Origin of the sequence: Novosphingobium ovatum (genome assembly GCF_009909235.1) — a bacterium.
GTDB lineage: Bacteria > Pseudomonadota > Alphaproteobacteria > Sphingomonadales > Sphingomonadaceae > Novosphingobium > Novosphingobium ovatum.
In genome coordinates, this window is sequence record NZ_JAAAPO010000004.1 from 264,966 (window position 1) to 291,019 (window position 26,054).

Sequence of the window (26,054 nt, forward strand, 5' to 3'; positions counted from 1 at the left end):
CCCCATGAGCTATACCGATTTCCTGAAGCAGCAGGCCTATATCGGCGGCGCGTGGGTGGATGCCGATTCGGGCGGCACGGTGCCGGTGACCAACCCCGCCAATGGAGAAGTGATCGGCACGGTGCCCAACATGGGCGCGGCCGAAACCGAACGCGCCATCGCCGCGGCAGAGGCGGCTCTGCCCGCATGGCGCGCCAAGACTGCCGGGGAACGGTCCAAAATCCTGCGCAAGTTCTTTGACCTGATGATGGCGCATCAGGCTGACCTTGGCGAATTGCTGACCCGCGAACAGGGTAAGCCGCTGGCCGAAGGGCGCGGCGAGATCGCCTATGGCGCCAGCTTTGTCGAATGGTTCGCCGAAGAGGCCAAGCGCGCCTATGGCGAGGTGATCCCCGGCCACGCCGCCGACCGCCGCATCGTGACGCTGAAGCAGCCGGTGGGCGTGGTAGCGGCGATCACGCCTTGGAATTTCCCCTGCGCGATGATCACGCGCAAGCTGGCCCCGGCGCTGGCGGCGGGCTGCACCATGGTCTTGAAGCCCGCCTCGGCCACGCCGTTTTCGGCGCTGGCGCTGGCCGCTTTGGCCGAAGAGGCTGGCGTTCCGGCCGGTGTGTTCAACGTGGTGACCGGTAGCGCCCGCGCCATCGGCGGCGTGCTGACCGCCAGCCCGGTGGTGCGCAAGTTGACGTTCACCGGCAGCACCGAGATCGGCCGTGACCTGATGCGCGACTGTGCGCCCACCATGAAGAAGCTGTCGATGGAACTGGGCGGCAACGCGCCCTTCATCGTGTTTGACGATGCCGATGTGGACGCCGCGGTGGAGGGCGCGATGGTGTCGAAATTCCGCAATGGCGGCCAGACCTGCGTCTGCACCAACCGCTTTTACGTGCAGGAAGGCGTGTATGACGCCTTTGTTGAAAAGCTGGCCGCGCGGGTGCGCGCGCTCAAGGTGGGCGATGGTCTGGGCGAGGGCGTGGCCATCGGCCCGATGATCGACGAGGCGGGCGTGGCCAAGGTCGAGGAGCATCTGGCTGACGCGCTGGCGGGCGGGGCGACCGTGCTGGCCGGTGGTGGCCGCAGCGAGCTGGGCGGCACCTTCTTCCAGCCCACGGTGGTGGCCAATGTCAGCGCCGACATGCTGTTGGCGCGTGAGGAAACCTTTGGGCCGCTGGCGGGCGTCATCCGCTTCAAGGACGAGGCCGAGGCGATCCGCCTTGCCAATGACACCGAGTTTGGTCTGGCGTCCTATTTCTATGCCCGCGACCTGTCGCGCGTTTGGCGCGTGGCCGAGGCGCTGGAGGCGGGGATGGTGGGCATCAACACCGGCCTGATCAGCACCGAGGTCGCCCCCTTCGGCGGCGTCAAGCAATCGGGTCTGGGCCGCGAGGGCAGCCGCCACGGCCTGGATGACTACATGGAGATCAAATATCTCTGCATGGGGCTCTGACAGAGCCCAAACGACGGGGGAGGGGCGCGGCCTCCCCCCGTCCGCTCATTTCAGGATCACCACCGACCCGGCAAAATCGGGCAGCGCCAGCATCGGCGCTGGCACCTTGGCCAGAAATGCCTCTACCGCCTGGCGCACGCCCATATAGCGGCGGTTGTTGTAATCATGGACGAAGATATATCCGCCCGGATTGAGCCGTTCATAAAACCATTCCAGCCCGGCCAGCGTCGGGGCGTACAAATCCACGTCCAGACTGACAAAGGCAAAGCGCGCCTCTACCCCTTGGGCCGTGGCGGGGAAGAAGCCCTGGTGCAGCGCGATACGCTCTGGGTGCGGCATGCGCGCCAGCACGCGCGCCACATCGGTGTCCTGAAAATCGCCCGCATGGGCATCGGAAAAACCGCGCGCGGTATCGGCGGCGACATCCGCGCTGGCAAAGCCTTCGAAGGTGTCGAACAGGTGTAGATCGCGGTCGGGGAACAAGCCGTTGAGGAACGCCGCCGTTTCCCCCTGATACACGCCCAGTTCGGCAATCGCCCCCGGCACATCGCGCAGCGCGATGGTCTCAGCCGCCAGATGGATAGCCTGCCGTCGGACAAAGTCTGACGCGCCGCCCGCCTGTTGTGCCACCGCCCCTTGATGGGGCCACAGATACATGGTGGCGATCCCCGGCATCGGCAGGTTCAGCCCCAGCACGTCATTCATCCGGGCGATATCTGCCCCTACGGCCCGCGCCAGATCATCGGAATAGGATGGATAATAGGCCGCGATCCGTTCCGCCGCGATACCCAGACCGATCAGTTGCGCGCGAATCGGATCGACCGCACGGGCGGCAATCACGCAAAGGTCAAACTCCATCGCGGGCAGATCAGCGGGCGCCACCACCGGGAAGCCCAGCACCTCCTGCCCGTGCAGGCCGGCGTTGTTGTCGGCCAGCGCCACCACCTGCGCCGTTTGCGGCAAAATGCCCAGCAGATCACGCAGCGCGCTGCCCGTGCCGAAAATCACCAGCTTGCCCACGTTTCCAATCCCTTCGCCCAATTTGTGCGGCAACGATAGCGAGCCGATGCGATGCTTGCCAGCCCCTGCGTTTTTGCCGCAGACTGGGACCAGAGAAAACTGCAAGGCCTGCCGGTCACCGGGGATTCACCGGTTGCGGTGTATGCCGGGTCGTACAGATCGAAAGCAAGACAATGACCGAAGAAGAAAAACTCTCCCGCCGCCGGTTTTACAAGGCGGAACAGGAAGCCGGATTCGTCGCCCGCCATGAGACGCGCACCGCCCAGACGCAAAGCGCCAGCTACAAACTGGCCTTCCGGGACGAGGAGTTCCTGCTGCGCGAGGAATTGCGCCCGGTGCGGTTTCAGCTGGAACTGCTGAAGACCGAGATGCTGCTGGAGGAGGCGGGGATCGGCTCGACGCTGGTGTGTTATGGCTCGGCCCGCATCCCCGCGCCCGAAATGGTCGAGGCTAAGCTGGCCGCCGCCCAGACGCCCGAGGAAAAGGTCGTGGCGCAAAGGCTGGCCGCCAATGCCCGCTATTATGACGAGGCCCGCCAACTGGCCCGCATCGCCAGCCAATGCGCGGTGGTGGAAAAGGGGATGCGCCAATTCGTCATCTGCTCTGGCGGCGGGCCCTCGATCATGGAGGCCGCCAACCGGGGGGCAGCGGACGTGGGCGCCGAAACCATCGGGCTGAACATCGTGCTGCCCCATGAACAGGCGCCCAACCCCTATGTCACGCCGCGTCTGGCGTTCCAGTTCCACTATTTCGCGCTGCGCAAAATGCATTTCCTGCTGCGCGCGCGGGCGGTGGCGGTGTTCCCCGGCGGGTTTGGCACCTTTGACGAATTCTTTGAACTGCTGACGCTGATCCAGACTGGCAAGATGAAGCCGATCCCGATCCTGCTGTTTGGCAGCGAATTCTGGGACCGGGTGATCAACTGGGACGCGCTGGCCGAGGAAGGCGTGATCAACCGCGACGACCTGAAGCTGTTCACCCGCGTTGAAACCGCCGAGGAAGCGTGGAGCCACATCACCGGCTTTTACGGGCTGGATTGCTGAGGGCGGATCAGCCGCCCATCAGCCAGCGCGCCAGCAACCGGTTGAAGACAAAGGTAAAGCTGCCCGCGATCAACAGCCCGCCAATCGCCATGCCGCGGATCGCGCGGGCGTGGCGGGCGATATTGCCGCGCCGCGCACTGAACACGATGATCGGCAGGTTGATCAGCGTCCACACCGACAGGATGTGGATGAGGCTGAAATGGCCGGGGCGCAATTCATGCACCATCAGGCTGAGCGCGGCCGTGCCCGTCATCGCCAGCACCCAGACATAGCCCAGCGCGCGATGCGGCGGATCGCCGCGCCGCCGCCACAGCATCACCGGTGTCAGTGCCAATGCCACCAAGGCACAAACCAGATGCCCCCACACGGGCCCAGGCACCTGATCCCACCGCCCCGCGCCGCGCGCGATGGCGGCAATGGCCGCGATCAACAGCGCCAAGGCGCCGCCACCGATCAGCCGGTCCAGCAGGGTGGGGGTTAATGACGGGGCTTGGCTGGGACTGGGCATGGGATGGTCGCTCCCCCGTAAGGATAAGGCCCAGATATTTCAGCCCAAAGCGGAAATGTCCACCGCCTGGTGCCCCAATGGCCCGTGGCCTGCGCCAAACCCCGGTGCGGCCAACAGCCCGGCCCGGACAAAGGCCCGCGCCCGCGCCACCGCATCGGGCAAAGCCATCCCCGCGCCCAATCCGCAGGCAATCGCGCTGGCCATGGTGCAGCCGGTGCCGTGCGTGTGCCGCGTGGCGATGCGCGGGGATTGCCAGACCTGTTCGCCGCCTTGCCAGATCAGGCGGTCGGTCAACGTCTCGTCCTCGCCGTGGCCGCCCTTGATCAACAGGGCGGGGGTGCGCGCGCGCACGGCGTCCTCTCCGCCCAGCGCGGCCAGTTCGGGCAGGTTGGGCGTGGTCAGCGTGGCGCGCGCCATCAACCGCGCAAACGCCGCCACCGTGTCACCATCGGCCAGAATGCCGCCGCTGGTCGCCACCATCACCGGATCAAACACCACCGGCACGTCCAGCGCCTCCAGCCGGTCGGCCACCAGATGGGCGATGGCCGCGCTGCCCAGCATGCCGATCTTGACCGCGTCCACGCCAATGTCGCCGATGCAGGCGTCGATCTGTGCGGCCACCATGTCGGGGGCCAGTGCCTGCACGGCAAAGACGCCCGTGGTGTTCTGCGCGGTGATGGCGGTGATCGCGCTCATCCCGTAACCGCCCAGCATCAGGATGGTTTTCAGATCGGCCTGCAATCCTGCCCCGCCGCTGCAATCCGATCCGGCGATCGTCAGGATGCGCGGCGGTTGAGGGACGCGTTGCCCGGCCTGTAACGCGGCGACACAGCTCATCCGTGGTGCCGCTGGGTGCTGGGCGGGTATTTGGCCTGCAGCTTTTTCGCGCGCGTGGGCCGGTCCATCAATTCGCCGCCGCAATTGGGGCACAGATCGTCCAGCTCATCGGTACACTCGGCGCAGAACGTGCATTCCATCGAACAGATGAACGCGCCGGGCGCTTCGGCCGGCAGGTCACAACCGCATTTTTCGCAATCGGGGCGCATCTCCAGCATCAGGCGGCGGCCTCCTTCACCGCGGCGCAAATGGCATCGACCACCTGCTCGACCTCGGCGGCATCGTCGCCCTCGGCCATGACGCGGATGACAGGTTCCGTGCCCGACGGGCGGATCACCAGACGGCCCCGGCCGGCCAGTTGCGCCTCGGCATCGGCGATCACCTTTTGCACGCTTTCGGCCTCCAGCGGCTTGCCCCCGGCAAAACGCACGTTCTTCAGCAATTGCGGCACGGGATCGAACAGGTGCAGCAGCTCGCTGGCGCGCTTGCCGCTTTTGACCAGCGCCGAGAGCACCTGCAAGGCGGCCACCGTGCCATCGCCGGTCGTGCCGTGGTCCAGCATGATCATGTGGCCCGATTGCTCGCCGCCGACGTTGAAGCCGCCTTCCTTCATGCGCTCCAGCACATAACGGTCGCCCACCTTGGTGCGTTCCAGGCTCAGGCCCTGACCGTTCAGAAACCGCTCCAGCCCCAGATTGGACATCACCGTGGCCACCACGCCGCCGCCGCGCAATTCCCCGCGCGCGGCCATCTGCGTGCCGATCAGCGCCATGATCTGGTCGCCATCGACCGTCTGGCCCTTTTCATCGACCACGATCAGCCGGTCAGCATCTCCGTCCAGCGCGATGCCGATGTCCGCGCCCGATGCCACCACCGTCTCCTTGATCAGGTCCAGATGGGTCGATCCGCATTTGTCGTTGATATTCTTACCATTAGGCTGCACGCCGATGGCGATCACCTCGGCGCCCAATTCCCATATCGCGCTGGGGGCCACCTGATAGGCCGCGCCATTGGCGCAATCGACCACGATCTTCAGCCCGTCCAGACGCACGTCCTGTGGCACGCTGCCCTTGACCGCGTGGATATAGCGGCCACGCGCGTCCTCGATCCGGCGGGCGCGGCCGATCAGCGGCGCATCGGCCAGATCGATCTGCGCGCCCAGCATCGCCTCGATCGCCAATTCGTCCTCGTCCGACAGCTTGAACCCGTCCGGGCCGAACAGCTTGATGCCGTTGTCCTCATACGGGTTGTGGCTGGCCGAGATCATCACGCCCACATCCGCCCGCAATTCGCGCGTCAACAGCGCGACAGCGGGGGTGGGCATCGGCCCCAACAGCACGACATCCATGCCCACGCTGGTGAACCCGGCCACCATCGCGTTTTCCAGCATATAGCCCGACAGGCGCGTATCCTTGCCGATCACCACGCGGTGGCGGTGGCTGCCGCGCAAAAAGTGGGTGCCTGCGGCCTGCCCCACCTTCATCGCGATGTCCGCCGTCATCTTGCCAGCGTTGGTCCGGCCGCGAATGCCGTCCGTGCCGAAAAACTGCCGTCCCATGCCTTGCCCCTTCGCGCAATGAAGCTACCCTTGGGGCAGCTATGTCGCGCGGCCGGGTTAATGTCACGCGAACAAATGGGCAGAACCGATACAAAAATGGCGGAAAATCGTGGATAGAGACGGTGAACAGGCGCAACCTGCGGTGATCGACGGGCCGCGTTTGCCCGATATCCGCGTGCCGGCAGTGTGGAGTCTGGCGGCTTTGGCGGCGGGCCTGCTGGTGGGCAGCGTGGTTGGCGCGGTGCCCGTGCTGCATGGGGTGGCCCTGGTGGCCGAGCCGCTGGGCGAATTGTGGCTGCGGGCGTTGCGGATGACGATCCTGCCGCTGGTGATCTCGCTATTGGTGCTGGGCGTGGTGCAAACGGCGGCGGCGGCGCGCGCGGGGGCGGTGGCGAGGCGCACGGTGGCGTGGATCTTTGGCACCTATCTGGTCAGCGGGGCGGTGGCGATGGTGGTGATGCCGCTGTGGCTGTCGCTGTGGCCGATACCGCGCGCGGCGGCAGGCGCGCTGGCCGCCGGGGTGGGGCAATCGGCAGGGCCCGTGCCGGGGCTGGACGCCTTCCTGCTCTCGATCCTGCCGACCAATATCTTTGCCGCCGCCGCCGGGGGCGAGATGCTGCCCTGTGTGGTGTTCTTTGCCCTGTTTGCGGTGGCGATGGGGCGCTTGCCCGAAGCACCGCGCGCCGCGCTGATGACGCTGTTTCAGGGCGTGGCCGGGGTGATGATGGTGATGATCGGCTGGGTGCTGGCATTGGCGCCGGTGGGGGTCTTTGCGCTGGCCCTGACGCTGGCTGTCAAGGCGGGGGCGTCCGCGCTGGGCGCATTGGCCCATTATGTGGCGCTGGTGTCGGGCGTGGGCGGATTGGTGCTGTTGGCCGGGCCAGTGGTGGCGGTGGTGCTGGGCCGGGTGGCGTTGCGGGCCTATATGCGCGCGATGATGCCGGTGTTCGCGGTGGCCGCGTCCACGCAAAGCTCGCTGGCCAGCCTGCCCGCAATGCTGGGCGCCTGTGGGCGGCTGGGCGTGCGGGCCGAAACCGCCGAGTTCACCCTGCCGCTGTCGGTCGCGCTGTACCGGGCCACGGGGGCGGCGATGAACATCGCGGTGGTGCTGTATGTCGCCCATCTGACCAATACGCCGGTAACGATCTGGGCGATGGTGGCGGGCGTTCTGGTGGCGGCGCTGGCCGAACTGGGGACGCCGTCATTGCCCGGCGCGATCAGCTTTGTCCTGTCGATCGGGCCGGTGGCGATGGTGATGGGCGTACCGGTGGGGCCGCTGGCGCTGTTGGTGGCGGTGGAGATGCTGCCCGATCTGATGCGCACATTGGGCAATGTGGCGATGGATGTGGCGGTCACCACGGCCGTCGACCGCGCCGACAGGGGGAAGGGGGCGGCCTGAACCGCCCCGGCGATCCGGTTACAGAGCCTTTTCGTAGATCATGTATTCCTTGTTCACGTGGGAATGGATTTCCCGCGCGATGGAATTCATCCCCTGATTGTCCTCCAGGATCCAGCCGATCTCGCCCCGGGTAGCGCCATAATTGGCCACCGAATTGCGGCGGATATATTCGATCATCATAAAGGCGAGCTGGCTGGCCATGCGGCTGGATTGCAGCTTTTTGCGCACGCCCATCAGCGGGACGCGCATGGTGCGCACGCGGGTTTTGACAAACAGCCACCACAGCAACCGCGCCCCGCCCAGCGGCGAAGGCTTGGGCCCGATCTTGGCCAGCACCTCGTTCATGTCGGGCAGGGTCATCATGAAGGCGACCGGTTCGCCATCATATTCGGCGATCTGCACCAGATCGGATTTCACCAGCGGCTTCAGGTTCTTGGCGGTATAGGCCACCTCGGCGTCGGTGATGGGGACAAAGCCCCAATTGTCGCTCCACGCATCGTTCAGGATGTCGAGGATGATCGCCGCGTCACGGTCGAAATGCTTGAGGTCCACACCGCGAATGTTGATGCGCGGGTTCTTTTCGCCAGACTTGATGATGCGCTGGATCAGCGGCGGAAACTCCTGCGTGATGTCCAGCTCATAGGTTTTCAGCAGCTTGGCCGGGGTGTAGCCCGCGCTCTCGATCCACGGCTGGAACTTGGCCGGTTGGTGGCCCATCATCACCGTGGGGGGATGGTCGTGGCCCTTGATCAACAGGCCCGGCTCTTCCCACACCGACAGGTTCATCGGCGCCAGCACGCGGGTCATGCCCTGTTGGCGCAGCCAATCCTCGGCGGTGGCGATCAATTGGTGGGCGATGGCTGCGTTCTGCGCCTCCAGCGCGCCCCAGTTGCCGGTGCCCGGCCCCATGCCCTGCTCGGCCGGTTGGCCCACGGCCAGCGCGTCAATATGCGCGGCGATGCGGCCAACGATCCGGCCCCCGTCACGCGCGATGAACAGCTGGCAGGTCGCGTGTTCATGAAAGGGGTTGCTGCCCGGCGTAACCTTGCCCAACTCCTCTGTGCGCAATTGCGGCACGTAATTGGGATCACCGGCATTGGCGACATAGACGTAATCCACCCATGCGGCGCGCTCGGCCTTGGTGGTCACGGGCGTGATGGCGATGGTGGACATGACGTTATTCTCCCCGGTCAGGCGATGGTGTGTAACCGCGCGCGCCCAAATGGAAAAGGGGGCACGGTGGCCCCCTTTGTCACATTCCTTGCCGCGGCTTGGCTCAGGCCTCGGTGTCCATGCCCACGGCCTCTGCGGCATGGGCGCGGATCTGGTCTTCGGTCGGGGCCTTGGCATCGGCGGCCAGCTTTTGCGCGTTGGCGATGGCGCGGCGGCGCGGGTGGTCGCTGGCGATGCCGCCCGACAGCTCCTTCACCCACGGGTATTTCTTGGCCACTTCCTCGGTATAGCCCAGATTGAAGACCGTGGCGCTGCGGCCGGGGCGGTCCTTCTTTTCGTAATAGGTGCCCAGCACGTGGTCCCAGAAATAGTTGGTGATGCCGAAGTTGCCGTCCTCATCGACATAGTGGTGCTCGTTGTGGCGCTGCTTCATGTGCTGCACCCACTTCCACTTGGGCTTGAACGCCAGATGCTGGATGCAATGCATGAATTCGTAATAGCAGGTCGTCAGGATGCCGATGGCAAAGGCCAGCGCCGCGCCGCCGATGCGGTGGCCATCCTCGGCGATCAGCGCGCCCACCGGGGCTGTCGCGATAAAGATCGTGGGCACCGTGGTGTGCAGCGCGCCAAACAGCACCTCCAGATGGTTGGGGTCCTGATGGTGGTCATAGTGGATGCGCTTCCACGTGCTGGCCAGGATCTTGATCTTGTAGGGCCACTGACCGTGCAGGATATATTGGTGCAACATGTGCCACACCAGCGGATAGACCGCCGCCGCCGCCGCGATGATCGCCACCGCGCGCAACAGGCCCGTGGGGTTATAGGCGAACACGCCAAAGCCCAGTACCGCCAGCGCCAGATAGGCCAGAATCGTGTAGTGCTGGAAATAGGCCACCACCAGATCGCGCAAATTCATGCGGTCCAGATAGTGTGACCGCTTCCAGAAAGGGAGCTGGCTGTTGTCCAGCGCGGGCGTGCTGTCGGTCTGTGCCACGGTGTCGGTCCTGTGCGTTTCAAACGTGAATGGTCATATGCGGCGGCTATTGCCGGAACGGGCTATCATGGCAAAGCTGCACTTTGGGGTGCGCCCCGCCATGGTCCCGCGCTGTGTTGGCGGCGATAGAGCATCGCATTGCGGCGGCATTAGGGCGGAAATGTATCGCGCGCCGCCTTGGACAAAATCGGCCAACCGGGTTGACCGGCCTATTCCTCGCTGCGGATCAGCACCGCCTCACCCACCACGGCAAACAGCAGGAACGGCGCCCATGCGGCAATCAACGGCGGATAGCCGCCAAAATTGCCGATCGCCAAAGCCATGTTGTCCACCACGAAATAGGTAAAGCCCAGCGCCATCCCCACCACCGCGCGGATCAGCAATTGCCCCGAACGCGCCAGCCCGAAGGCCGCGACCGATCCTAGCAGCGGCATCAGCAGCGCGGCCAGCGGCCCGGAAATCTTGTGCCACCATTTGCCGTCCAGCTCTGCCGTGCGGAAACCGTTGGCGCGCAACGTGTTGATCGAGCGGCTGAGCGCGAACAGGTTCAGCCAGTCGGCATCGACGCGGGTGATGCTGATCTGGCGCGGGGTCAGCGCGCGGGCCACCACCGCAAAGGGCAGGTGCTGTGTCCGGGCGGTGGCGGTGTCGAATGCGGCGACATCCTCCATCCGCCAGCCCGGATTGGCATAGACCGCGCGCGGGCTGCGCATCTGGGTGTTGATCGTGCCATTGCTGTCGCGGCCGTACCAGGTCACGCCGGTCATCTCGATCGCGGCACCCGCGCCCGTCATCGTGTCGGCGGCCAGAATGTTCGTGCCATCGGTCATATAGACATTGCTGCGTACCTCGGGCCCGGTGGGGACCTGCCCCCATCCGGCCTCCTGCCACGCCTTGAGTTGGGCCGTGGAGCGGGTGACGACCAGCTCGTTAAAGGTAAAGCTGACGCCCGACACCACCAGCGCGGTGGCCATCATCGGCGCCAGAATCTGATGCGCCGACAGGCCGGCGGCGCGCATGGCGATCACCTCGCTGTTCTGGTTCAGCGGGAAAAAGGTGAACAGCGTGGCCAGCAGCACCGAATAGGGCAGAAACCGCGCCACCAATTGCGGCGTGCGCAGCGTGACATAATGCAGGATCTGCGCCTGCCCATTGCCTTCATGCGCCAGAATCGCGCCGCTTTCCGACAACAGGTCCAGCACCTGCAGCACCAGAACCAGCATGATCAGCACGCCCAGAATGCGCGTGACAAACAGCCGGGCCAGATAAAACGCCAGCGTGCGCGAGGGGAACCAGTCGGTCAACATCGCTTATGCCCCCCTGCCGCTGTGCTGACCGGGCGCGGGCAGCGCGCGTGGGCCACGGCTGAATCGGCGGGCCACAGCGCCCAACCACTTGCCCAATTTCCCGGCAAAGCGTTCCAGCACGCCGATCGGCTGTCCGCCCGGCACATAGGCCAGCGTGTAATACATCCAGCCGATGATCGCCGCAAAACCGGCAAACGGGCCCCACAGCGCCAGCGCCGGATCAATCCGGCCCAGTTCGGCGACCGATTGGCCGTATTCGTTCACCTTGTGATAGGCGACCACCATGACGATCGAGAGGAACACCCCCAGCGAGGATGACGAGCGTTTGGGCGGGACCGCCAGTGCCACCGCCAGCAGCGGCAGCATCAGGATCATCACCACCTCGGCCATGCGATAGTTCAGGCTGGCGCGCACCACGGTGCGGTCGCGATCCGACGCCTTGTCCGACCAGCCGATGCGCAACAGTTCAGGCAGGACATATTCGCGCTCGCGCCCGCCGCGCTGGCGGAATTTCTCGATCGCGGGCAGGTCGATCGGCAGGTCGTGCTGGGAAAAGCGCAGGACGCGCGGGGTCTGGCGCATCGGGTCCTGCACGATCTGGCCATCGGTCAGGCGCAGGATCACCGTATCGGGATTTTCGCGCAGCGCCAGAAAGCGGCCCTTGGCGGCGCTGATCGACAGCATCTCGCCGTTCTCGTCCTTGACGCGGGCAAAGATGCCCAGCAACTCGCGGCCATCATCGCGGCTGCGCTCGATCCGCAGGGCGACACGACCGGCCAGCGTGTTGAATTCGCCCACCTTGATCGAGGCCCCCAGCGCGCCCGAGCGCAGTTCAAACTCCAGCTGTTCGTAATAATAGCGCGACATCGGCTGAATGAACCCGACAATCGCCAGATTCAGCCCCGCCAGCGCCAGCGCGATCAGGAAAGGCACGCGCAGCAGGCGGGTGTATGACATCCCCACCGCGCGCAGCACGTCCAGTTCACTGGTGGTGGCCAGTTTGCGGAACGCCAGCAAAATGCCCAGCATCAGCCCCAACGGCACCGCCAGACTGGCATATTCGGGCAACAGATTGGCCAGCATCTGGAACACGATGCCGATCGGCCCGCCTTCCTTGGCGACGAAATCGAACAGGCGCAGCATCTTGTCCAGCACCAACAGGCTGGCCGCGATGACAAACACCGCCAGCATCGGCATCAGCACCAGCCGGAAGATGTAGCGGTCGATGGCAGTAAACAGTTTCACAAGCGAGTTTCGGATCCGCCACGCAAAGGGTCTTTGGCCGATAGGGTGCCGCGCGCGCCGACGCAAGAGGCGCAAGGGCGCAGTGTCGCCTTGGTCAGGGGCGGGGCGCCCGAACAGCGATGAAAGGAACCCGCCGCGCGATAAACCGCTGACGGCCACCCGGCAAATCAGGCCTTTTCCAGCGTGCACTGCAAGGGGTGATGATTGGCCCGGGCGCAGTCCATCACCTGATTCACCTTTGTCTCGGCGATATCATAAGGGAAAATGCCACAGACCCCGACGCCGCGCTGATGCACATGCAGCATCACCTGCGTCGCCTGCTCCAGATCCATGTTGAAAAAGCGTTTGAGCACCATGACGACGAATTCCATCGGCGTGTAATCGTCGTTCAGCATCAAAACCTTGAACTGGCTTGGCTTTTTCGGCTTCGCCTTGGCGCGGGTGGCCAGGCCCACCTGCCCGCCGCCGTGGCGGTCATCGCCGTCCTGATCGCTGGCCGTGACGGCCACGCCCGCGCGCAGCATGGGCCCGGCCGCCATGCAGGGGCGCGCATCCGACAGATCGGTAACAGGAATGACAGGGTAAGGCATCGCGTAATGATACCTCAAAACCCCCTTGCCCGACAAGAGCGCGTATCGCGGCCCATGGCGGCGTTTTGCTTCAAATCGGCACGGATATCGGGGTTTTACGGGGCCTGAAAACAGGACGGGCGGCAGGCCATTCGACCTGCCGCCCGGCGCTGTGCTTGGGTGTTGTGGGCTTAGTTGCCCGACTTCACCTTGTCCACGGCCAGCGAGACGCGGCTGGAGATCGGGGCGACAACTTCGCCAGCCAGCTTCAGCACGGCTTCGCTTTGCTTCGAGCTGAAGGCGACGGCGGTGTCGAAATGCTTCTTCATCAGGTCGTTGTGCAACTTGAAGAAGTCCGAGGGGGTCTTGGCGGCGGCCAGTTCCTTGACCTCGGCGGTCATCGATTCAAACGCCGAACGGCTGTCAGCGACCAGACCCGAGGTCATTTCCTGCAGGCCACCGGCCAGGATCTTGCCCGATTCGACCACGGCCTCGACGTTGCCCTTGGCAAAGTCGTTGTAGTCACCAAACGCGGCCTGGCTCTTTTCGATGGTTTCCTGCGCCTTGGTCTGCATGTCGGCAAAGGCGGTCTTGAACGGCTCGGCAAAATCAAAGCTGGGGATGGTGGCCATGACGGGCTCCTTGGGTTGTTCGGGCTGGGTTGGCTCCGGCACAATGATGGGTTCGGGTACGGGGTCGGGCGCGACAGTTTCCACCACCGGGGCCACAGGGGCCGGATCGGCGGGCGCAGGCGTGACCTTGACCGGGGCGGCGACTGGCGCGCTGACCGGCTTGGGAGCGGCCTGTGCCATCTTGGCCTCGGGCGCAGGCGTCACCACAGGCTTCGGCGCGACCGGAGCCGCGGCCGCGACCGGCTTGGCCGGGGCGGACTTGGCGCGAGGGGCGCGGTTCGGGGTCTTTCCAGTGGGCTTGGCCATGGTGAAATCCCTTTAACGAAGGCTGCGGCGAATCTCTGATCCAAAAGGCAGAGGGCGGGACTGTCTGTGTTGCACTGCACAAATACGCTTTCCGCGCCCGCTGTCAAGGGATATTGTGCGGTGCAGCATGACCATTTTGGTGGTTTGGACGCATCATGGATGAACGTCCAAACTTACGCAATTCCGGGGCCGCAAACCTATGCGGGCGGCGCGGGGTGGATGTCCCCTGTCCCGGTCGCCGTCCCGACTCTTGTGCCCCTGCGAAGTACGTAATTCGCCATTATCGCATCCGCACATAGGTCCCCGGCGCATCGCCCAGAACCTTGTCCCCGCGTCCGCCCGGCACACGCTTGCCCTTGGCCGCCACCTCGGCCGGAGTCACCCCGCGCAGCCACGCCGCCCAATGCGGCCACCAACTGCCCGGCGTTTCCTTTGCCCCCGCGACAAAGGCGTCCAGCGTGTCGGGGGCGGCGTCATTGGTCCAATATTGGTATTTGCCCCCGGCGGGCGGATTGACCACCCCGGCGATATGCCCAGACCCCGCCAACAGGAACACATGGGGCGCCTGGCCCAACAGACGGGTAAAGCGCCACACGCTCTCGGCCGGGGCGATGTGGTCTTCCTTGCCGGCCTGGATGTAGCAGGGCGTGGTGATCTGCCGCAGGTCGATCGGCGTGCCACCTGCCGACAGCGCATCGGGCTGGACCAGCAGATTGTCGCGATACAGGTTGCGCAGGTAATCCAGATGCCATCCGGCGGGCAGATTGGTGGTGTCGCCATTCCAGAACAACAGGTCGAACGCGGGATATTCCCGGCCCAACAGATAGTTGTTGGTGACATAGTTCCAGATCAGATCGGTGCCCCGCAACAGGTTGAACGTGGCCGCCAGATAGCGCCCGTCCAGATAGCCATCGGGGGCCAGCGCCGACAATGTCGCCAATTGCTGATCATCGACAAAGGCCTTGAGGTCGCCCGCCTTTTCAAAATCGACCTGTGCGGTAAAGAACGTTGCGCTGGCCACCTTGTCGGCCTGCCCCCGCCGCGCCAGCACGGCCAGTGTCGCGGCCAGTGTCGTGCCTGCCACGCAATAGCCGATGGTGTGGGCGGACGGCGCCTTCAGCCGTTCACGGGCAACGTCAATCGCCTCGATTTGCGCTGCGATGTAATCGTCCATCGTCACATCGGCCATGCTGGCATCGGCCGATTTCCAGCTGACCATGAACACGGTGATGCCCTGATCCACCGCCCATTTGACAAAGCTTTTCTTGGGATTGAGGTCCAGGATGTAGAAGCGGTTGATCCACGGCGGAAAGATCACCAGCGGCGTTTCCAGCACCGTGTCGGTGGTGGGGCTGTACTGGATCACCTCGAACAGGCGGGACTGGTGCACCACCTTGCCCGGCGTCACGGCGACATTGCGGCCGATCTCGAACTGGTTGGTGTCGGTGTGGCTCAACTGCCCGCGCCGCAGGTCGTCCAGCATATGCGCAAAGCCCTTGACCAGACTTTCGCCGCGCGATTCCAGCGCCTGCTCGATCACCAGCGGGTTGGTCATGGGGAAATGGTCGGGGCTGAGCGCGTCGACCAGCGTGCGCGTGACAAAGGATAATTGCGCCTTGCGCTCCGGCTCCAGCCCCTCGGTCGCGTCGGCCATGGCGATGATCTGTTCGGCCATCATCAAATAGGTCTGATGGATCAGCGCGAAATAGGGATTGTCGCGCCATGCCGCATCGGCAAAGCGCCGGTCATGCCGGGGCAGGGCGGGGGCGGGCTGACCGTTGGGCGTCTTGCCATCCTCGCCGGGGGTGTATTGCGCCATCACCCCCTGCCACAGCGCCATGCTGTCGGCCCACAGCTTTTGCTGCACCTCGGGCTGGGCAAAGGGCATGTGGCGGCTCCACCCCTCGACCAGTTTTTCCCACTGACCGGGCGCGGTGAAAAAGGGCGTGGCCGATAGCATGTTGTCCAGCACCTTGGGCGCGGCTGCGGCCAGCTTCTCGCTTTCGGCCAGCGGGTCGGTGGCGGCCAGCTTGGCGGCCTGCTCGGTCTGGAAATCCAGCCACATGGTTTGCAGGCGGGCGCTGATCTCGGCCCAGCGGGCGGCGTCATCGGGATCGGTCAGTGGCGCGGCGATGCCTGCTGTCGCGGGGTTCAGGGCCGGGTTCAGCCACTGCTGGGCCATCGGCGCCAGCGCGTCCATGCCGGGGATCTGCATCATCCCTTCCATCATCTGGGCAAAGGGGTTGGGGGGCGTGGTGTTGTCAGGCATCAGCTCTGTGTCCGCATGTGCAGGGAAAGGAGGGCGAGATCAGCGTGCGGCGCAACTGGCCTTGCCGTTGCGGACATAGCTGGCGTCAAACTTGGGCATGGAGCTGGAGCGGCTGTCCATCTGATAACGCTTGTCGCCCAACCCCAGATAGATTTCCGGCCGGTCGGGGCGTTCGCCCTCGGACAGGCTGAGGCCCAGATTCATCTTTGGCCCATCGCCCCAGCGTCCATGGCCCGTCAGCCAGTCCTCCTGCGTGCGTTTCCACAGGAAGCGGAACAGCGTGGGGCCGCAAGTGCCCTTTGGCCCAACGGACACGCCACAGAAATCCTTGCCGCAGGGGGCGATGTCGATCACCCGGTATTCGGCGGCGCGGGGGGTATAGCGGGCCTTGGGCTCCTTGATCGTCCAGCGCCCGAACAAGGGCGAGGCCGCCCCCGGCAGCGCAGGCGGCGTGGCCCGCGCCGTCCCGGCGCCAGCCAGCGACAGCGTCATCCCGGCGCCCCCCAGCGCCAGCGCGATGGCGGCAATCCGCATCGACTTTGCCAAATGGGCGTGGAATAGGGCGGTCATGGGCAAATCCTCCACCAGTCAGCAAGCGGGCGGCGCGCCAACACCGTCAGTCATGGCGGCGGGGATGGGGCGCTGGCTACTGCGGATTGTCTTAGCATCCTTTGTCTGGCTCGCAATGCGCACCGCCCTGCGCGGTGTGGAAGCCGCATTCGATTCGGCCGATTTTCCCGAGGATCTGGCGATCAAGGTCGAATTGTTGCCGGTGGTCTTTCCGCTGCACATGGTGACAGGGGCCGCCGCATTGCTGGCCGTGCCGGTGGTGGCATGGCTGGGCGCGCAGGGGTTGGCGCGGGGCAGAGGCTGGGCGCGGGCGCACCGCTGGGCCGGGCGGGGAACGGCGCTGATCGTGGCGGTGGCGGGGATCACGGCCTTTCCGGTGGCGCTGGTTCAGCCGGTGACGCAGCTGTCGGCCGCCGGATTTGTCGCACAGGGCGCGGCATGGCTGGGCCTGCTGGGCGCGGGGGTCTGGCACATTGCCCATGGCCGGGTGGCGGCCCACCGTGCCTGCATGATCATGATGTGCGCGGTGACATCGGGTGCAATTTTTTTTCGCGTCTATCTCGCCTTCTGGGCCATTTTGGCGCAAGGACGCTTCTTCGCGGTGTTCTATGCCTGTGATGCGTGGGTTGGCTGGCTGTTGCCATTGGCGGTGGCGGCATGGATGACCCGGCACGCATGGCGGGATGCCGCGGCGTTTCCGCCCCCATAGCGTTTGCCCGGCCCTTGCGGCGGGAGACGGGGGCGGCCATACCCCACTGCGCGGCACATTCTGCCGCATAATCGTACTGGAAAGGTCCAATGTCCGAAGAATTCTACCGCATGAAGCGACTGCCGCCTTATGTCATCGCCGAAGTCAATGCGATGCGGGCCGCAGCACGTGCGGCAGGCCAGGACATTATCGATCTGGGCATGGGCAATCCCGATCTGCCGCCGCCCGCACATGTCATTGACAAGCTGTGCGAAGTCGCGCGCAAGCCGGACGCGCACGGCTATTCCGCGTCCAAGGGCATCCCCGGCATCCGCAAGGCGCAGGCCAATTATTACGCCACCCGATTCGGCGTGGAACTGGACCCCGAGACCGAGGTCGTGATGACCATGGGCTCGAAGGAAGGTCTGGCCAGCCTTGCCACGGCGATCACCGCGCCGGGCGATGTGGTGCTGGCGCCCAACCCGTCCTATCCGATCCACACGTTTGGCTTCATCATCGCGGGTGCGACGATCCGTTCGGTGCCGACCACCCCGGATGAGCGCTATTGGGATTCGCTGGACCGGGCGATGAAATATTCGGTGCCGCGTCCCTCGGTGCTGATCGTCAACTATCCCTCGAACCCGACGGCCGAAACGGTCGATCTGGCGTTTTATGAGCGGCTGGTGGCTTGGGCCAAGGAGAACAAGGTGTGGATCCTGTCCGACCTTGCCTATTCCGAGCTGTATTTTGACGGTCAGCCGACGCGCTCGATTCTGGAAGTGCCGGGGGCCAAGGATGTGGCGGTGGAATTCACCTCCATGTCTAAGACCTTCAGCATGGCTGGCTGGCGCGTGGGCTTTGCCGTGGGCAACAAGACGCTGATCACGGCGCTGACGCGGGTGAAGTCGTACCTCGATTATGGCGCGTTCACGCCGATTCAGGCGGCGGCCTGTGCGGCGCTGAACGGCCCGCAGGACATCGTCGAGATGAACCGCAACCTGTATCAAAAGCGCCGCGATGTCATGGTCGAGGCGTTTGGCCGCGCCGGTTGGGATATCCCCAGCCCCAAGGCGTCGATGTTCGCATGGGCGCCCTTGCCGCCCGCGCTGGCGCATCTGGGGTCGCTGGAGTTCTCCAAGCAGTTGCTGACCGAGGCGGGCGTCGCGGTGGCACCGGGCGTGGGCTATGGCGAGGATGGCGAAGGCTTTGTCCGCATCGCCATGGTCGAGAACGAGCAGCGCCTGCGTCAGGCCGCCCGCAACATCAAGCGTTACCTGAGCAGCATGGGCGTCAACACGCCTGCCGGGCTCAAGGCGCTTTGACCGGGCCTGGGGCGCGGCCAGACGGCGGCGCCCTTATAAATAAATGTCAAAGGGGGCGTCGGCGGGGCGCCCCCTTTTTTTGCGCGTCCATTACGGCCGGACCCGTTGCCCAGAGCGAAATGTCTGATCCTGCGCCCCTTTTTCCGAAGGGCGACCAAGGGCGCTGAACGCCACCGCCTGTCTCGTCCAAAAGTGTGATTACAAAAATGTAAGATATTGGCAAAAAAGGAAAATCACTCCTAGTATGGATAAGCGCCGTTAATGATGTGCTTTGACAGGGCCATAATGGGCCGTGCGCAACAGCGGCAGAACCGGCTTGTGAGCCGCGCCATCCCGTCGGCGCGGCAAAGGCTGGGTTGGGGAGGCAAGGGGTGAAACAATTCTCATGGTTCGGTCCGGGCGACATGCCAGACTGGGCTGACCTGCGCCTGCATGGCTGGACACTGATGCGGCTCGATATGGGCACGCTGGCGCAGTCGGGCCCGCATGGCGGCGGCTTCATGTTTGCCAATGACAGCCTGTTGAGCGGGGGAGACCTGCCTGACCATCCGATCCTGTTCGATGCTACGCAGGCCCGGACCCGCCTGTGGCGCGAATTGCTGGCCGATCATGCCCGGCCCCGGCGACAGCGGATGATCGCCGTTGGGGTGCGGCGCGGCCGGCAACGAGGCTGGCTGCTGGGCCGGGGCTTTGGCGATGCGATGCCGCTGGACGATCCGGCCCCCGGCGCGCTGCGGCGTGAAATTGTCGCGCGTGCCGAAAATCTGGCTAATCGCCTGACGATGCTGGAACGCTGGCGGCGGCTGGGCGCGCTGCGGCTGGATCTGCTGATGCGCGAAGGCTATGTCGAGGCCGAGCCGCTGGGCCTGAACCCGCGCGAATTCGCGCTGTTGTGGCGGCTGATGGCCTGCCCGCAACAGCCCGTCGACAAGGTCGACCTGCTGCGCGATGTGTGGCAATTGCGCCATGTGCCCGAAACCAACAGCGTTGCCGTCCACGCCAGCCGCCTGCGGGCCAAACTGGTGCAGGCCGGGCTGCATGGCTGGCTGAAAAGCACGCCGGGGGGCGGCTATGTCCTGACCCCCGACGATGGCGATTATGTGCTGGCGGCGGGGCGGGGTTAACCGCCCACCTGCGCCGTCCAGTCTGCAAGGTTATAATAGACCGAAACGCGGCTGATTTTGCTATCACTTACAACAAAAAACGCGCCGGCCGGCAGGACATAGGTCTGCCCGGCGGCTTCGGGCAGGCCTTCGTCGGTGGCCAGATATTCGCCATGCACGACAAATTCGGCCGCCGCGCGGGTGCCATCGGCGTTGGCCATCAGGACGATATCGGTCAGTCTTTCGCGGTAGCACCGGTCCATATGCGCCAAAAAAGCCCGGAATTGCGCGATTCCGGTCTGGCGGCTGCCCTGATTGATGTCATGGGCGATGTCATCCGACAGACAGTCCAGCATCCCCTGATTGTCGCCCGCATTGAACGCGGCGTAATAGCGCTCCAGCAGGGCAAGGGTTTCGGCTTGGCTCATTTTGTAGCGCTCTTTCAGTGGCTTGCGGTCAGGCGCGTAATGGCGGCCAGCGCGATGGGCGACAGGGCGGCATGATCGGCGGCGGCTATTCCGGCCTTCATGCGCGGGTCCCAGAATTTGGCGATATGTTCCTGCGTTTCGGCTACCGCCTGATCATGGCCCATTGCGGCCAGATTGGCAGCGATCTGATTGGCCATGCGAATCAAGTGGTTGTTCGTGTCGTGCCCGTTGCTCATTCGGCCGCCTCCCGGCTGATGCGGCGCGACTGTTCGGCCTGATTGGCGTAATCGCGCTGCCATTCGGTCGGGCCGTTGGAGGGCGTTACCTGCACCGCCGTCACCTTGTATTCGGGGCAATTGGTGGCCCAGTCGCTGTTTTCGGTGGTTACCACATTGGCCTGTGTGTCGGGGTGGTGGAATGTGGTGTAAACCACACCCGGCGCCACGCGATCAGTCACCAGTGTGCGCAGCGTGGTTTCGCCCGCACGGCTGGCCAGACGCACCCAATCGCCTGATTTCAGGCCGCGATTTTCCGCATCGGTAGGATGGATCTCCAGCACATCCTCACCATGCCACACGCTGTTTTCGGTACGGCGAGTCTGTGCCCCCACATTGTACTGTGACAACACGCGCCCGGTCGTCAGCAGCAGCGGGTAACGTGGCCCGGTGCGTTCGTCGGTGGGGATGTATTCTGTCACCATGAATTTGCCCCGGCCCCGGACAAAACCGTCGACATGCATGATCGGGCTGCCATCCGGAGCGGCCTCGTTGACCGGCCATTGCAACCCGCCCTCGGCGTCCAGCCGGGCGTGGCTGACACCGGCAAAGGTGGGCGTCAGGCGCGCGATTTCGTCCATGATTTCCGAGGCATGGGTGTAGTTCCAGCCCAGATCCATAGCGTTGGCCAGCAATTGCGTGACCTCCCAGTCCTCGTAACCATTGGCCGGGTCCATCACCCGCCGCACCATCTGGATGCGGCGCTCGGCATTGGTGAAAGTCCCTGTTTTCTCGAGGAAAGTGCTGCCCGGCAGAAAGACGTGGGCGTAATTGGCGGTCTCGTTCAGGAACAGGTCGTGGACGATGACGCAATCCATCGCCGCCAACCCGGCCGCGACGTGGTGGGTGTTGGGGTCGGACTGCAAAATGTCCTCACCCTGGATATAGATCGCCCGGAATGTGCCATCCACCGCCGCGTCCAGCATGTTGGGGATGCGCAGGCCCGGTTCACTGTCCAGCGTCACGCCCCAGTCGGCCTCGAACAACGCCCGTGTGGCCGCATCGGAAATATGACGATAGCCCGAAAGCTCGTGCGGGAAGGAGCCCATGTCGCAGGAGCCTTGCACATTGTTCTGTCCGCGCAAGGGGTTAACCCCCACGCCGCGCCGGCCAATATTGCCCGTCACCATCGCCAGATTGGCAATCGCCATCACGGTCGACGAGCCTTGCGAATGCTCGGTAACGCCAAGGCCATAGTAGATCGCGCCGTTGGGACGCTTCCTCTGGCCTGACGGCCAACCGGGGCCGCCGGTCGCAAACAACCGCGCCGCCGCCCGCAATTCGGCCGCTGGCACGCGCGTGACCGGCTCCAGCGTTTCGGGCGAATGGCGGGCATCGGACACGAAACGCGCCCAATCCTGATATTCGTCCCAATCGCAACGCTCACGGATAAAGGCCTCGTCGGCCAGACCTTCGGTGACGATGACATGGGCCAGCGCCGTCAGCACCGCGACATTGGTGCCCGGTTGCAGCGCCAGATGGTGGTCCGCCGCGATATGGGCCGAACGCACCATGTCGATCCGGCGCGGATCGATGACGATCAGCTTTGCGCCCTGACGGATACGCTTTTTCATGCGGCTGGCGAACACCGGGTGGCCATCGGTGGGGTTGGCGCCGATGATCAGGATGACGTCGCTATCTTCAACGCTGTCAAAGTCTTGCGTGCCCGCAGAGGTGCCGAAAGCACGGCTCAGGCCATAGCCGGTTGGCGAGTGACAGACACGCGCGCAGGTGTCGACATTGTTCGACCCGAACCCGCCGCGCACCAGTTTCTGCACCAGAAAGGCTTCTTCATTGGTGCAGCGCGACGAGGTGATGCCGCCCAGTGCCCGCGCGCCATATTGCGCCTTGATCGCGTTCAGGCGGTTGGCGGTAAAGCTGATCGCCTCGTCCCATGACACCTCGCGCCATGGCTGGGTGATGGCGTCGCGGATCATCGGCCGGGTGATGCGGTCGGCGTGGTTGGCATAGCCCCAGGCAAAGCGGCCCTTGACGCAGCTATGCCCGCGGTTCGCCTTGCCATCCTTCCACGGGACCATGCGGACCAGTTGGTTGCCCCGCATTTCGGCGCGGAAGGTGCAGCCCACCCCGCAATAGGCGCAGGTGGTGACGACCGAGCGCTCGGGCTTGCCAATCGCCTTGACCGATTTTTCCGACAGGGCGGCGGTGGGGCAGGCCTGTACACAGGCGCCGCAGGACACGCATTCGCTGCCCAGAAAATTGTCCGATTTCTGCCCGGCGCTGACGGCGGATTCAAACCCCCGGCCCTCGATCGTCAGGGCGAATGTGCCCTGCGTTTCCTCACACGCCCGCACACAGCGCGAACACACGATGCATTTGTCGGGCGCGAAAGAGAAATAGGGGTTCGACAGATCAGGCGCGCTGCCCAGATGGTTCTCGCCCTGATAGCCATAACGCACATCGCGCAGGCCCACAGCGGCGGCCGTATCCTGCAACTCGCAGTCATTGTTGGCCGCGCAGGTCAGGCAGTCTAGCGGGTGGTCGGAGATATAGAGCTCCATCACCCCGCGCCGGATCTTTTCCAGACGTGGCGTCTGGGTGCGCACCACCATGCCCTCACGCACCGGCGTGGTGCAGGACGCGGGCAACCCGCGCATCCCCTCGACCTCGACCAGACACATGCGGCACGAACCGAACGCCTCGACGCTGTCGGTGGCGCACAGTTTGGGGATTTCGCCGCCACACTCTGCCGCTGCGCGCATGACGCTGGTGCCTTCGGGCACGGTTACGGCGCGGCCATCGATGTTCAGCGTGACATTTGCCGCGCCCTGCTTGGCCGGCGTGCCATAGTCTGCCTGACGTTCATAACCCATGGCGGGTCTCCCGGATGATGTTCTGTATGGCCGCCAGATCGGCGGGGGTATTGATGTTGGCCGGATGGCGGCGCAGCGTAACGGCGCGGGCTTCCACGGCATGGGCTAGCGCGCGCATCGAATGCTTGCCGTCTGCGGCCAGGATGGCTTGTGCGGCATCGGCGGCACTGGCGGGCCACAGACCGATCACTGGCTGACTGTCGACATAGGCCGGCGCGCCGCCCAGTTCGGTCAGCAGGCCATCGTCCAGCCCCACCGAGTCCACAGCGCAGGATAGCACGGCGCGATAGCCATTGTCGCGGGCATGGCGCAGCGCGGCGCACAGCCCCGCCAGCGGCCCCATGCCGGGCGCGGGCCAATCGGGCAGGCACAGCGCGGGGGCAGGCGCCGCCTCGCGCCCGACCACCACCACGCGGGCGCATTGCGGGGCCAGCGTGGCGACGGCATGTGCCAGCAGCGTCTCGCCCTGCCACAAAGCCACCGCCTTGTCCGAGCCAAAGCGGGTCGAGCGCCCGCCAGCCAGGACCGCGCCCAGAATCACTGGACGTCCCCGTTGGTAAAGTCCTCTGGCCAATGCTTTAGCGCCGAGAGCACCGGATAGGGCGCAAAGCCGCCCAGCGCGCAGAGCGAACCGAACTTCATCGTCTCGCACAGGTCCTCAAGCAAGGCGATCTCCTCGTCCACGCTGCGGGCCGATTTGCGGGCGTTGTGCATCTGGGGCATGGTCGAAAGCGGGTCGGCGGCTTGCGCCCCGCCATGACGGATGCGGTCGATCACCTCGACGGCGCGTGTCGAACCGATGCGGCACGGGGTGCATTTGCCACAGCTTTCCGCCGCGCAGAACGCCATGGCAAAGCGGGCCATTTTCCCCATGTCCGCCGTGTCGTCAAACACGGTCACGCCGCCATGGCCAATCAATGCATCGGCGCGGGCATAGGCCTCGTAGTCAAAGGGGATGTCGAACTGGTCCGGGGCCAGATAGGCGCCCAGCGGTCCGCCCACCTGCACACCCTTGACCGGGCGTCCCGATGCCGTGCCGCCGCCGATGGCGTAAACCAGATCATGCAGGGTGATGCCAAAGGCGGTTTCATACAGCCCGCCATGCTTGATATTCCCGGCCAATTGGATCGGCTTGGTGCCCAGGCTGCGGTCGACGCCCAGCGCCGCATATTCGGCCGCGCCGCCTTCGCTCAGGATATGGGGGATGGCCGCGATGGTCAGCACGTTGTTGACCACGGTGGGGCAACCGAACAACCCCTCCAGCGCGGGCAGGGGCGGCTTGGCGCGTACCACGCCGCGCTTGCCCTCGATGGAGTTGAGCAGGCTCGTTTCCTCGCCACAGACATAGGCGCCCGCGCCCTCGCGCACCTCCATGTGGAGCGGCGCGATGATGTCGCGCGCGGCGATGATGGCGGCGCGCATCTTGGCAATCGCATGGGGATATTCGCTGCGGGTATAGATATAGGCGGTCTGCGCCCCCACCGCATGGGCGGCAATGGCCAAGCCCTCGACCAGTTGGAAGGGGTCGCCCTCCATCAGCATGCGGTCGGCAAAGGTGCCGCTATCGCCCTCGTCGGCGTTGCAGACGACATATTTGCGGGTGCCGGGGGCATTCGCCACGGTCTGCCACTTGATCCCCGCCGGAAAGCCCGCCCCGCCGCGCCCGCGCAGGCCCGATTGGGTTACCTCGGCAATGACATCGGCGCCGGACATGGCCCGCGCGCGGTGCAGCCCCGCCCAGCCGCCGGTGGCCGCGTAATCCTCAAGGCTGAGGGGCCGTGTGCGCCCCGCCCGCGCAAAGGTCAGGCGCTGTTGCGGTTTGATAAAGGGATGCTCGGCAATGGCGCCGATGTTCAGCGCGCTGCTGCCGTCCAGAATGGCGGCCACATCGGCAGGCGTTGCCGGGCCATAGCCCACGCCGTCCACCTCGACCAAAGGCTCCAGCCAGTGCATGCCCCAGCTGCTGGTGCGTTCAACAGTGCAGCCCGCCGCGACAAATGCCGCCGCCAGCGCGTCCGCGCCCACAGCCAGGCTCAGCGAATCGTCCGGGATGCGGACGGTCTTGGTCACAGCACTCATCAGGCGTTCTCGATCACTTGGGCCAGCGTGTCGGCGGTCAGCCGGGCGTGCAGATGGTCCCCACCCGGACCAATGGCGCGGGCGGCGGGGCCAACGCTGCACAGGCCCAGACAATACACGGTCGCCAGACGCACGCGCTTGCCTGCGGCCGCCTCGGCAGCGGCGACCAGCGCCTCGACACCGCGCGCCTGACAGGCCTCGGCGCGGCACAATTGCACGCAGGGGCGCGGGTCGGGCTCTTCCGTAAAGTCGTGATAGAACGACACCACGCCATGCACCTCGGCCCGGCTCAGGTTCAGCGCCAGCGCGATCTGCGCTTCGGTTGCCGCGTCCACACAGCCAAGCGCGTGCTGGACATCATGCAGGATCGGCAGCAACGGCCCCTCGGTCCGGGCGTGGGTGGCGATGATCGCCTCCACCGTTTGGGCGCGGGTGGTGTCGTTCATGG

25 protein-coding genes are annotated in these 26,054 nt (G+C 65.1%); 6 read left to right on the forward strand and 19 right to left on the reverse strand.

Going from position 1 to position 26,054, the window contains the following annotated elements; all coding sequences use genetic code 11:
- The first annotated feature begins 4 nt into the window (after positions 1-4).
- Positions 5-1,447, forward strand: a complete 1,443-nt coding sequence (gene gabD / locus GTZ99_RS11235) for an NADP-dependent succinate-semialdehyde dehydrogenase (protein WP_161718907.1) — start codon at positions 5-7, stop codon at positions 1,445-1,447.
- 45 nt (positions 1,448-1,492) lie between these two features.
- On the opposite strand, the gene GTZ99_RS11240 is transcribed toward gabD, so the two are convergent.
- Positions 1,493-2,467, reverse strand: a complete 975-nt coding sequence (locus GTZ99_RS11240) for a TylF/MycF/NovP-related O-methyltransferase (RefSeq protein WP_161718909.1) — start codon at positions 2,465-2,467, stop codon at positions 1,493-1,495.
- A gap of 173 nt (positions 2,468-2,640) precedes the next feature.
- On the opposite strand from GTZ99_RS11240, the gene GTZ99_RS11245 reads away from it, so the two are divergent.
- Positions 2,641-3,510: an LOG family protein gene (locus GTZ99_RS11245; protein WP_161718911.1), complete on the forward strand. Its 870-nt coding sequence runs from the start codon at positions 2,641-2,643 to the stop codon at positions 3,508-3,510.
- 7 nt (positions 3,511-3,517) lie between these two features.
- Here the strand turns inward: GTZ99_RS11245 and GTZ99_RS11250 are convergent, their stop codons facing one another.
- Genes GTZ99_RS11250 through glmM form a run of 4 tightly spaced genes read right to left on the reverse strand, consistent with a single transcriptional unit; the run spans position 3,518 to position 6,413 of the window.
- The gene (locus GTZ99_RS11250; RefSeq protein ID WP_161718913.1) at positions 3,518-4,018 is read right to left on the reverse strand and encodes a DUF2306 domain-containing protein; all 501 of its coding nucleotides are present in this window, start codon (positions 4,016-4,018) and stop codon (positions 3,518-3,520) included.
- Positions 4,019-4,057: 39 nt separating this feature from the next.
- Positions 4,058-4,855 carry a bifunctional hydroxymethylpyrimidine kinase/phosphomethylpyrimidine kinase gene (thiD, locus tag GTZ99_RS11255; RefSeq protein WP_161718915.1) on the reverse strand — a complete coding sequence of 266 codons (798 nt, stop codon included), beginning with the start codon at positions 4,853-4,855 and terminating at the stop codon, positions 4,058-4,060.
- Positions 4,852-5,073 carry a DUF1272 domain-containing protein gene (locus GTZ99_RS11260; RefSeq protein ID WP_161718917.1) on the reverse strand — a complete coding sequence of 74 codons (222 nt, stop codon included), beginning with the start codon at positions 5,071-5,073 and terminating at the stop codon, positions 4,852-4,854. Before GTZ99_RS11260 ends, thiD begins: the two co-directional genes overlap by 4 nt.
- Positions 5,073-6,413 (reverse strand): phosphoglucosamine mutase, encoded by a 1,341-nt coding sequence (gene glmM, locus GTZ99_RS11265; RefSeq protein ID WP_161718919.1) that lies wholly within the window; start codon positions 6,411-6,413, stop codon positions 5,073-5,075. Before glmM ends, GTZ99_RS11260 begins: the two co-directional genes overlap by 1 nt.
- A 109-nt stretch (positions 6,414-6,522) precedes the next feature.
- Between glmM and GTZ99_RS11270 the strand changes: the two genes are divergently transcribed.
- A complete protein-coding gene (locus GTZ99_RS11270) occupies positions 6,523-7,812 on the forward strand; it encodes a dicarboxylate/amino acid:cation symporter (protein WP_320076676.1) in 1,290 nt (429 codons plus the stop codon).
- Between the two features lie 18 nt (positions 7,813-7,830).
- Here GTZ99_RS11270 and GTZ99_RS11275 read toward each other — a convergent pair whose 3' ends face one another.
- The 8 genes from GTZ99_RS11275 to GTZ99_RS11310 all read right to left on the reverse strand — a co-directional run bounded on the left by GTZ99_RS11275 (position 7,831) and on the right by GTZ99_RS11310 (position 16,877).
- A complete protein-coding gene (locus GTZ99_RS11275; protein WP_161718921.1) occupies positions 7,831-8,985 on the reverse strand; it encodes a GNAT family N-acetyltransferase in 1,155 nt (384 codons plus the stop codon).
- 103 nt (positions 8,986-9,088) lie between these two features.
- The gene (locus GTZ99_RS11280; protein WP_161719235.1) at positions 9,089-9,901 is read right to left on the reverse strand and encodes a sterol desaturase family protein; all 813 of its coding nucleotides are present in this window, start codon (positions 9,899-9,901) and stop codon (positions 9,089-9,091) included.
- A gap of 287 nt (positions 9,902-10,188) precedes the next feature.
- Positions 10,189-11,286 carry an LPS export ABC transporter permease LptG gene (lptG, locus tag GTZ99_RS11285; RefSeq protein ID WP_161718923.1) on the reverse strand — a complete coding sequence of 366 codons (1,098 nt, stop codon included), beginning with the start codon at positions 11,284-11,286 and terminating at the stop codon, positions 10,189-10,191.
- A gap of 3 nt (positions 11,287-11,289) precedes the next feature.
- Entirely contained in the window at positions 11,290-12,531 is a 1,242-nt protein-coding gene (lptF, locus tag GTZ99_RS11290; RefSeq protein WP_161718925.1) for an LPS export ABC transporter permease LptF, read from the reverse strand.
- A gap of 167 nt (positions 12,532-12,698) precedes the next feature.
- The gene (clpS, locus tag GTZ99_RS11295; RefSeq protein ID WP_161719237.1) at positions 12,699-13,055 is read right to left on the reverse strand and encodes an ATP-dependent Clp protease adapter ClpS; all 357 of its coding nucleotides are present in this window, start codon (positions 13,053-13,055) and stop codon (positions 12,699-12,701) included.
- 236 nt (positions 13,056-13,291) lie between these two features.
- A complete protein-coding gene (locus GTZ99_RS11300) occupies positions 13,292-14,038 on the reverse strand; it encodes a phasin family protein (protein ID WP_161718927.1) in 747 nt (248 codons plus the stop codon).
- Positions 14,039-14,318: 280 nt separating this feature from the next.
- Complete coding sequence (locus GTZ99_RS11305) at positions 14,319-16,307, reverse strand: PHA/PHB synthase family protein (protein WP_161718929.1); 1,989 nt, start codon at positions 16,305-16,307, stop codon at positions 14,319-14,321.
- Between the two features lie 39 nt (positions 16,308-16,346).
- The gene (locus GTZ99_RS11310; protein WP_161718931.1) at positions 16,347-16,877 is read right to left on the reverse strand and encodes a hypothetical protein; all 531 of its coding nucleotides are present in this window, start codon (positions 16,875-16,877) and stop codon (positions 16,347-16,349) included.
- 115 nt (positions 16,878-16,992) lie between these two features.
- Here GTZ99_RS11310 and GTZ99_RS11315 point away from each other — a divergent pair, with 115 nt between their 5' ends.
- From GTZ99_RS11315 to GTZ99_RS17035, 3 genes are all read left to right on the forward strand, one after another.
- Positions 16,993-17,586: a DUF2306 domain-containing protein gene (locus GTZ99_RS11315; RefSeq protein ID WP_161718933.1), complete on the forward strand. Its 594-nt coding sequence runs from the start codon at positions 16,993-16,995 to the stop codon at positions 17,584-17,586.
- An 89-nt stretch (positions 17,587-17,675) separates the two neighbouring features.
- A complete protein-coding gene (locus GTZ99_RS11320) occupies positions 17,676-18,887 on the forward strand; it encodes an LL-diaminopimelate aminotransferase (RefSeq protein ID WP_161718935.1) in 1,212 nt (403 codons plus the stop codon).
- A gap of 371 nt (positions 18,888-19,258) precedes the next feature.
- A complete protein-coding gene (locus GTZ99_RS17035) occupies positions 19,259-20,011 on the forward strand; it encodes a winged helix-turn-helix domain-containing protein (protein ID WP_161718937.1) in 753 nt (250 codons plus the stop codon).
- Here GTZ99_RS17035 and GTZ99_RS11330 read toward each other — a convergent pair.
- From GTZ99_RS11330 to GTZ99_RS11355, 6 genes are read right to left on the reverse strand one after another with little or no spacing between them, the layout of a single operon-like run.
- Positions 20,008-20,418: a ketosteroid isomerase-related protein gene (locus GTZ99_RS11330; RefSeq protein ID WP_161718939.1), complete on the reverse strand. Its 411-nt coding sequence runs from the start codon at positions 20,416-20,418 to the stop codon at positions 20,008-20,010. The two genes, GTZ99_RS17035 and GTZ99_RS11330, sit on opposite strands and share 4 nt — an antisense overlap.
- 14 nt (positions 20,419-20,432) lie before the next feature.
- Positions 20,433-20,654 (reverse strand): formate dehydrogenase subunit delta, encoded by a 222-nt coding sequence (locus GTZ99_RS11335; protein WP_227711277.1) that lies wholly within the window; start codon positions 20,652-20,654, stop codon positions 20,433-20,435.
- Entirely contained in the window at positions 20,651-23,527 is a 2,877-nt protein-coding gene (fdhF, locus tag GTZ99_RS11340; protein WP_161718941.1) for a formate dehydrogenase subunit alpha, read from the reverse strand. The genes GTZ99_RS11335 and fdhF overlap by 4 nt, the downstream gene beginning before the upstream one ends.
- Entirely contained in the window at positions 23,517-24,068 is a 552-nt protein-coding gene (mobA, locus tag GTZ99_RS11345; RefSeq protein ID WP_161718943.1) for a molybdenum cofactor guanylyltransferase, read from the reverse strand. The genes fdhF and mobA overlap by 11 nt, the downstream gene beginning before the upstream one ends.
- The gene (locus tag GTZ99_RS11350; protein WP_161718945.1) at positions 24,065-25,606 is read right to left on the reverse strand and encodes an NADH-ubiquinone oxidoreductase-F iron-sulfur binding region domain-containing protein; all 1,542 of its coding nucleotides are present in this window, start codon (positions 25,604-25,606) and stop codon (positions 24,065-24,067) included. Before GTZ99_RS11350 ends, mobA begins: the two co-directional genes overlap by 4 nt.
- Entirely contained in the window at positions 25,606-26,052 is a 447-nt protein-coding gene (locus GTZ99_RS11355; RefSeq protein WP_161718947.1) for an NAD(P)H-dependent oxidoreductase subunit E, read from the reverse strand. The genes GTZ99_RS11350 and GTZ99_RS11355 overlap by 1 nt, the downstream gene beginning before the upstream one ends.
- Between the last annotated feature and the right edge of the window lie 2 nt (positions 26,053-26,054).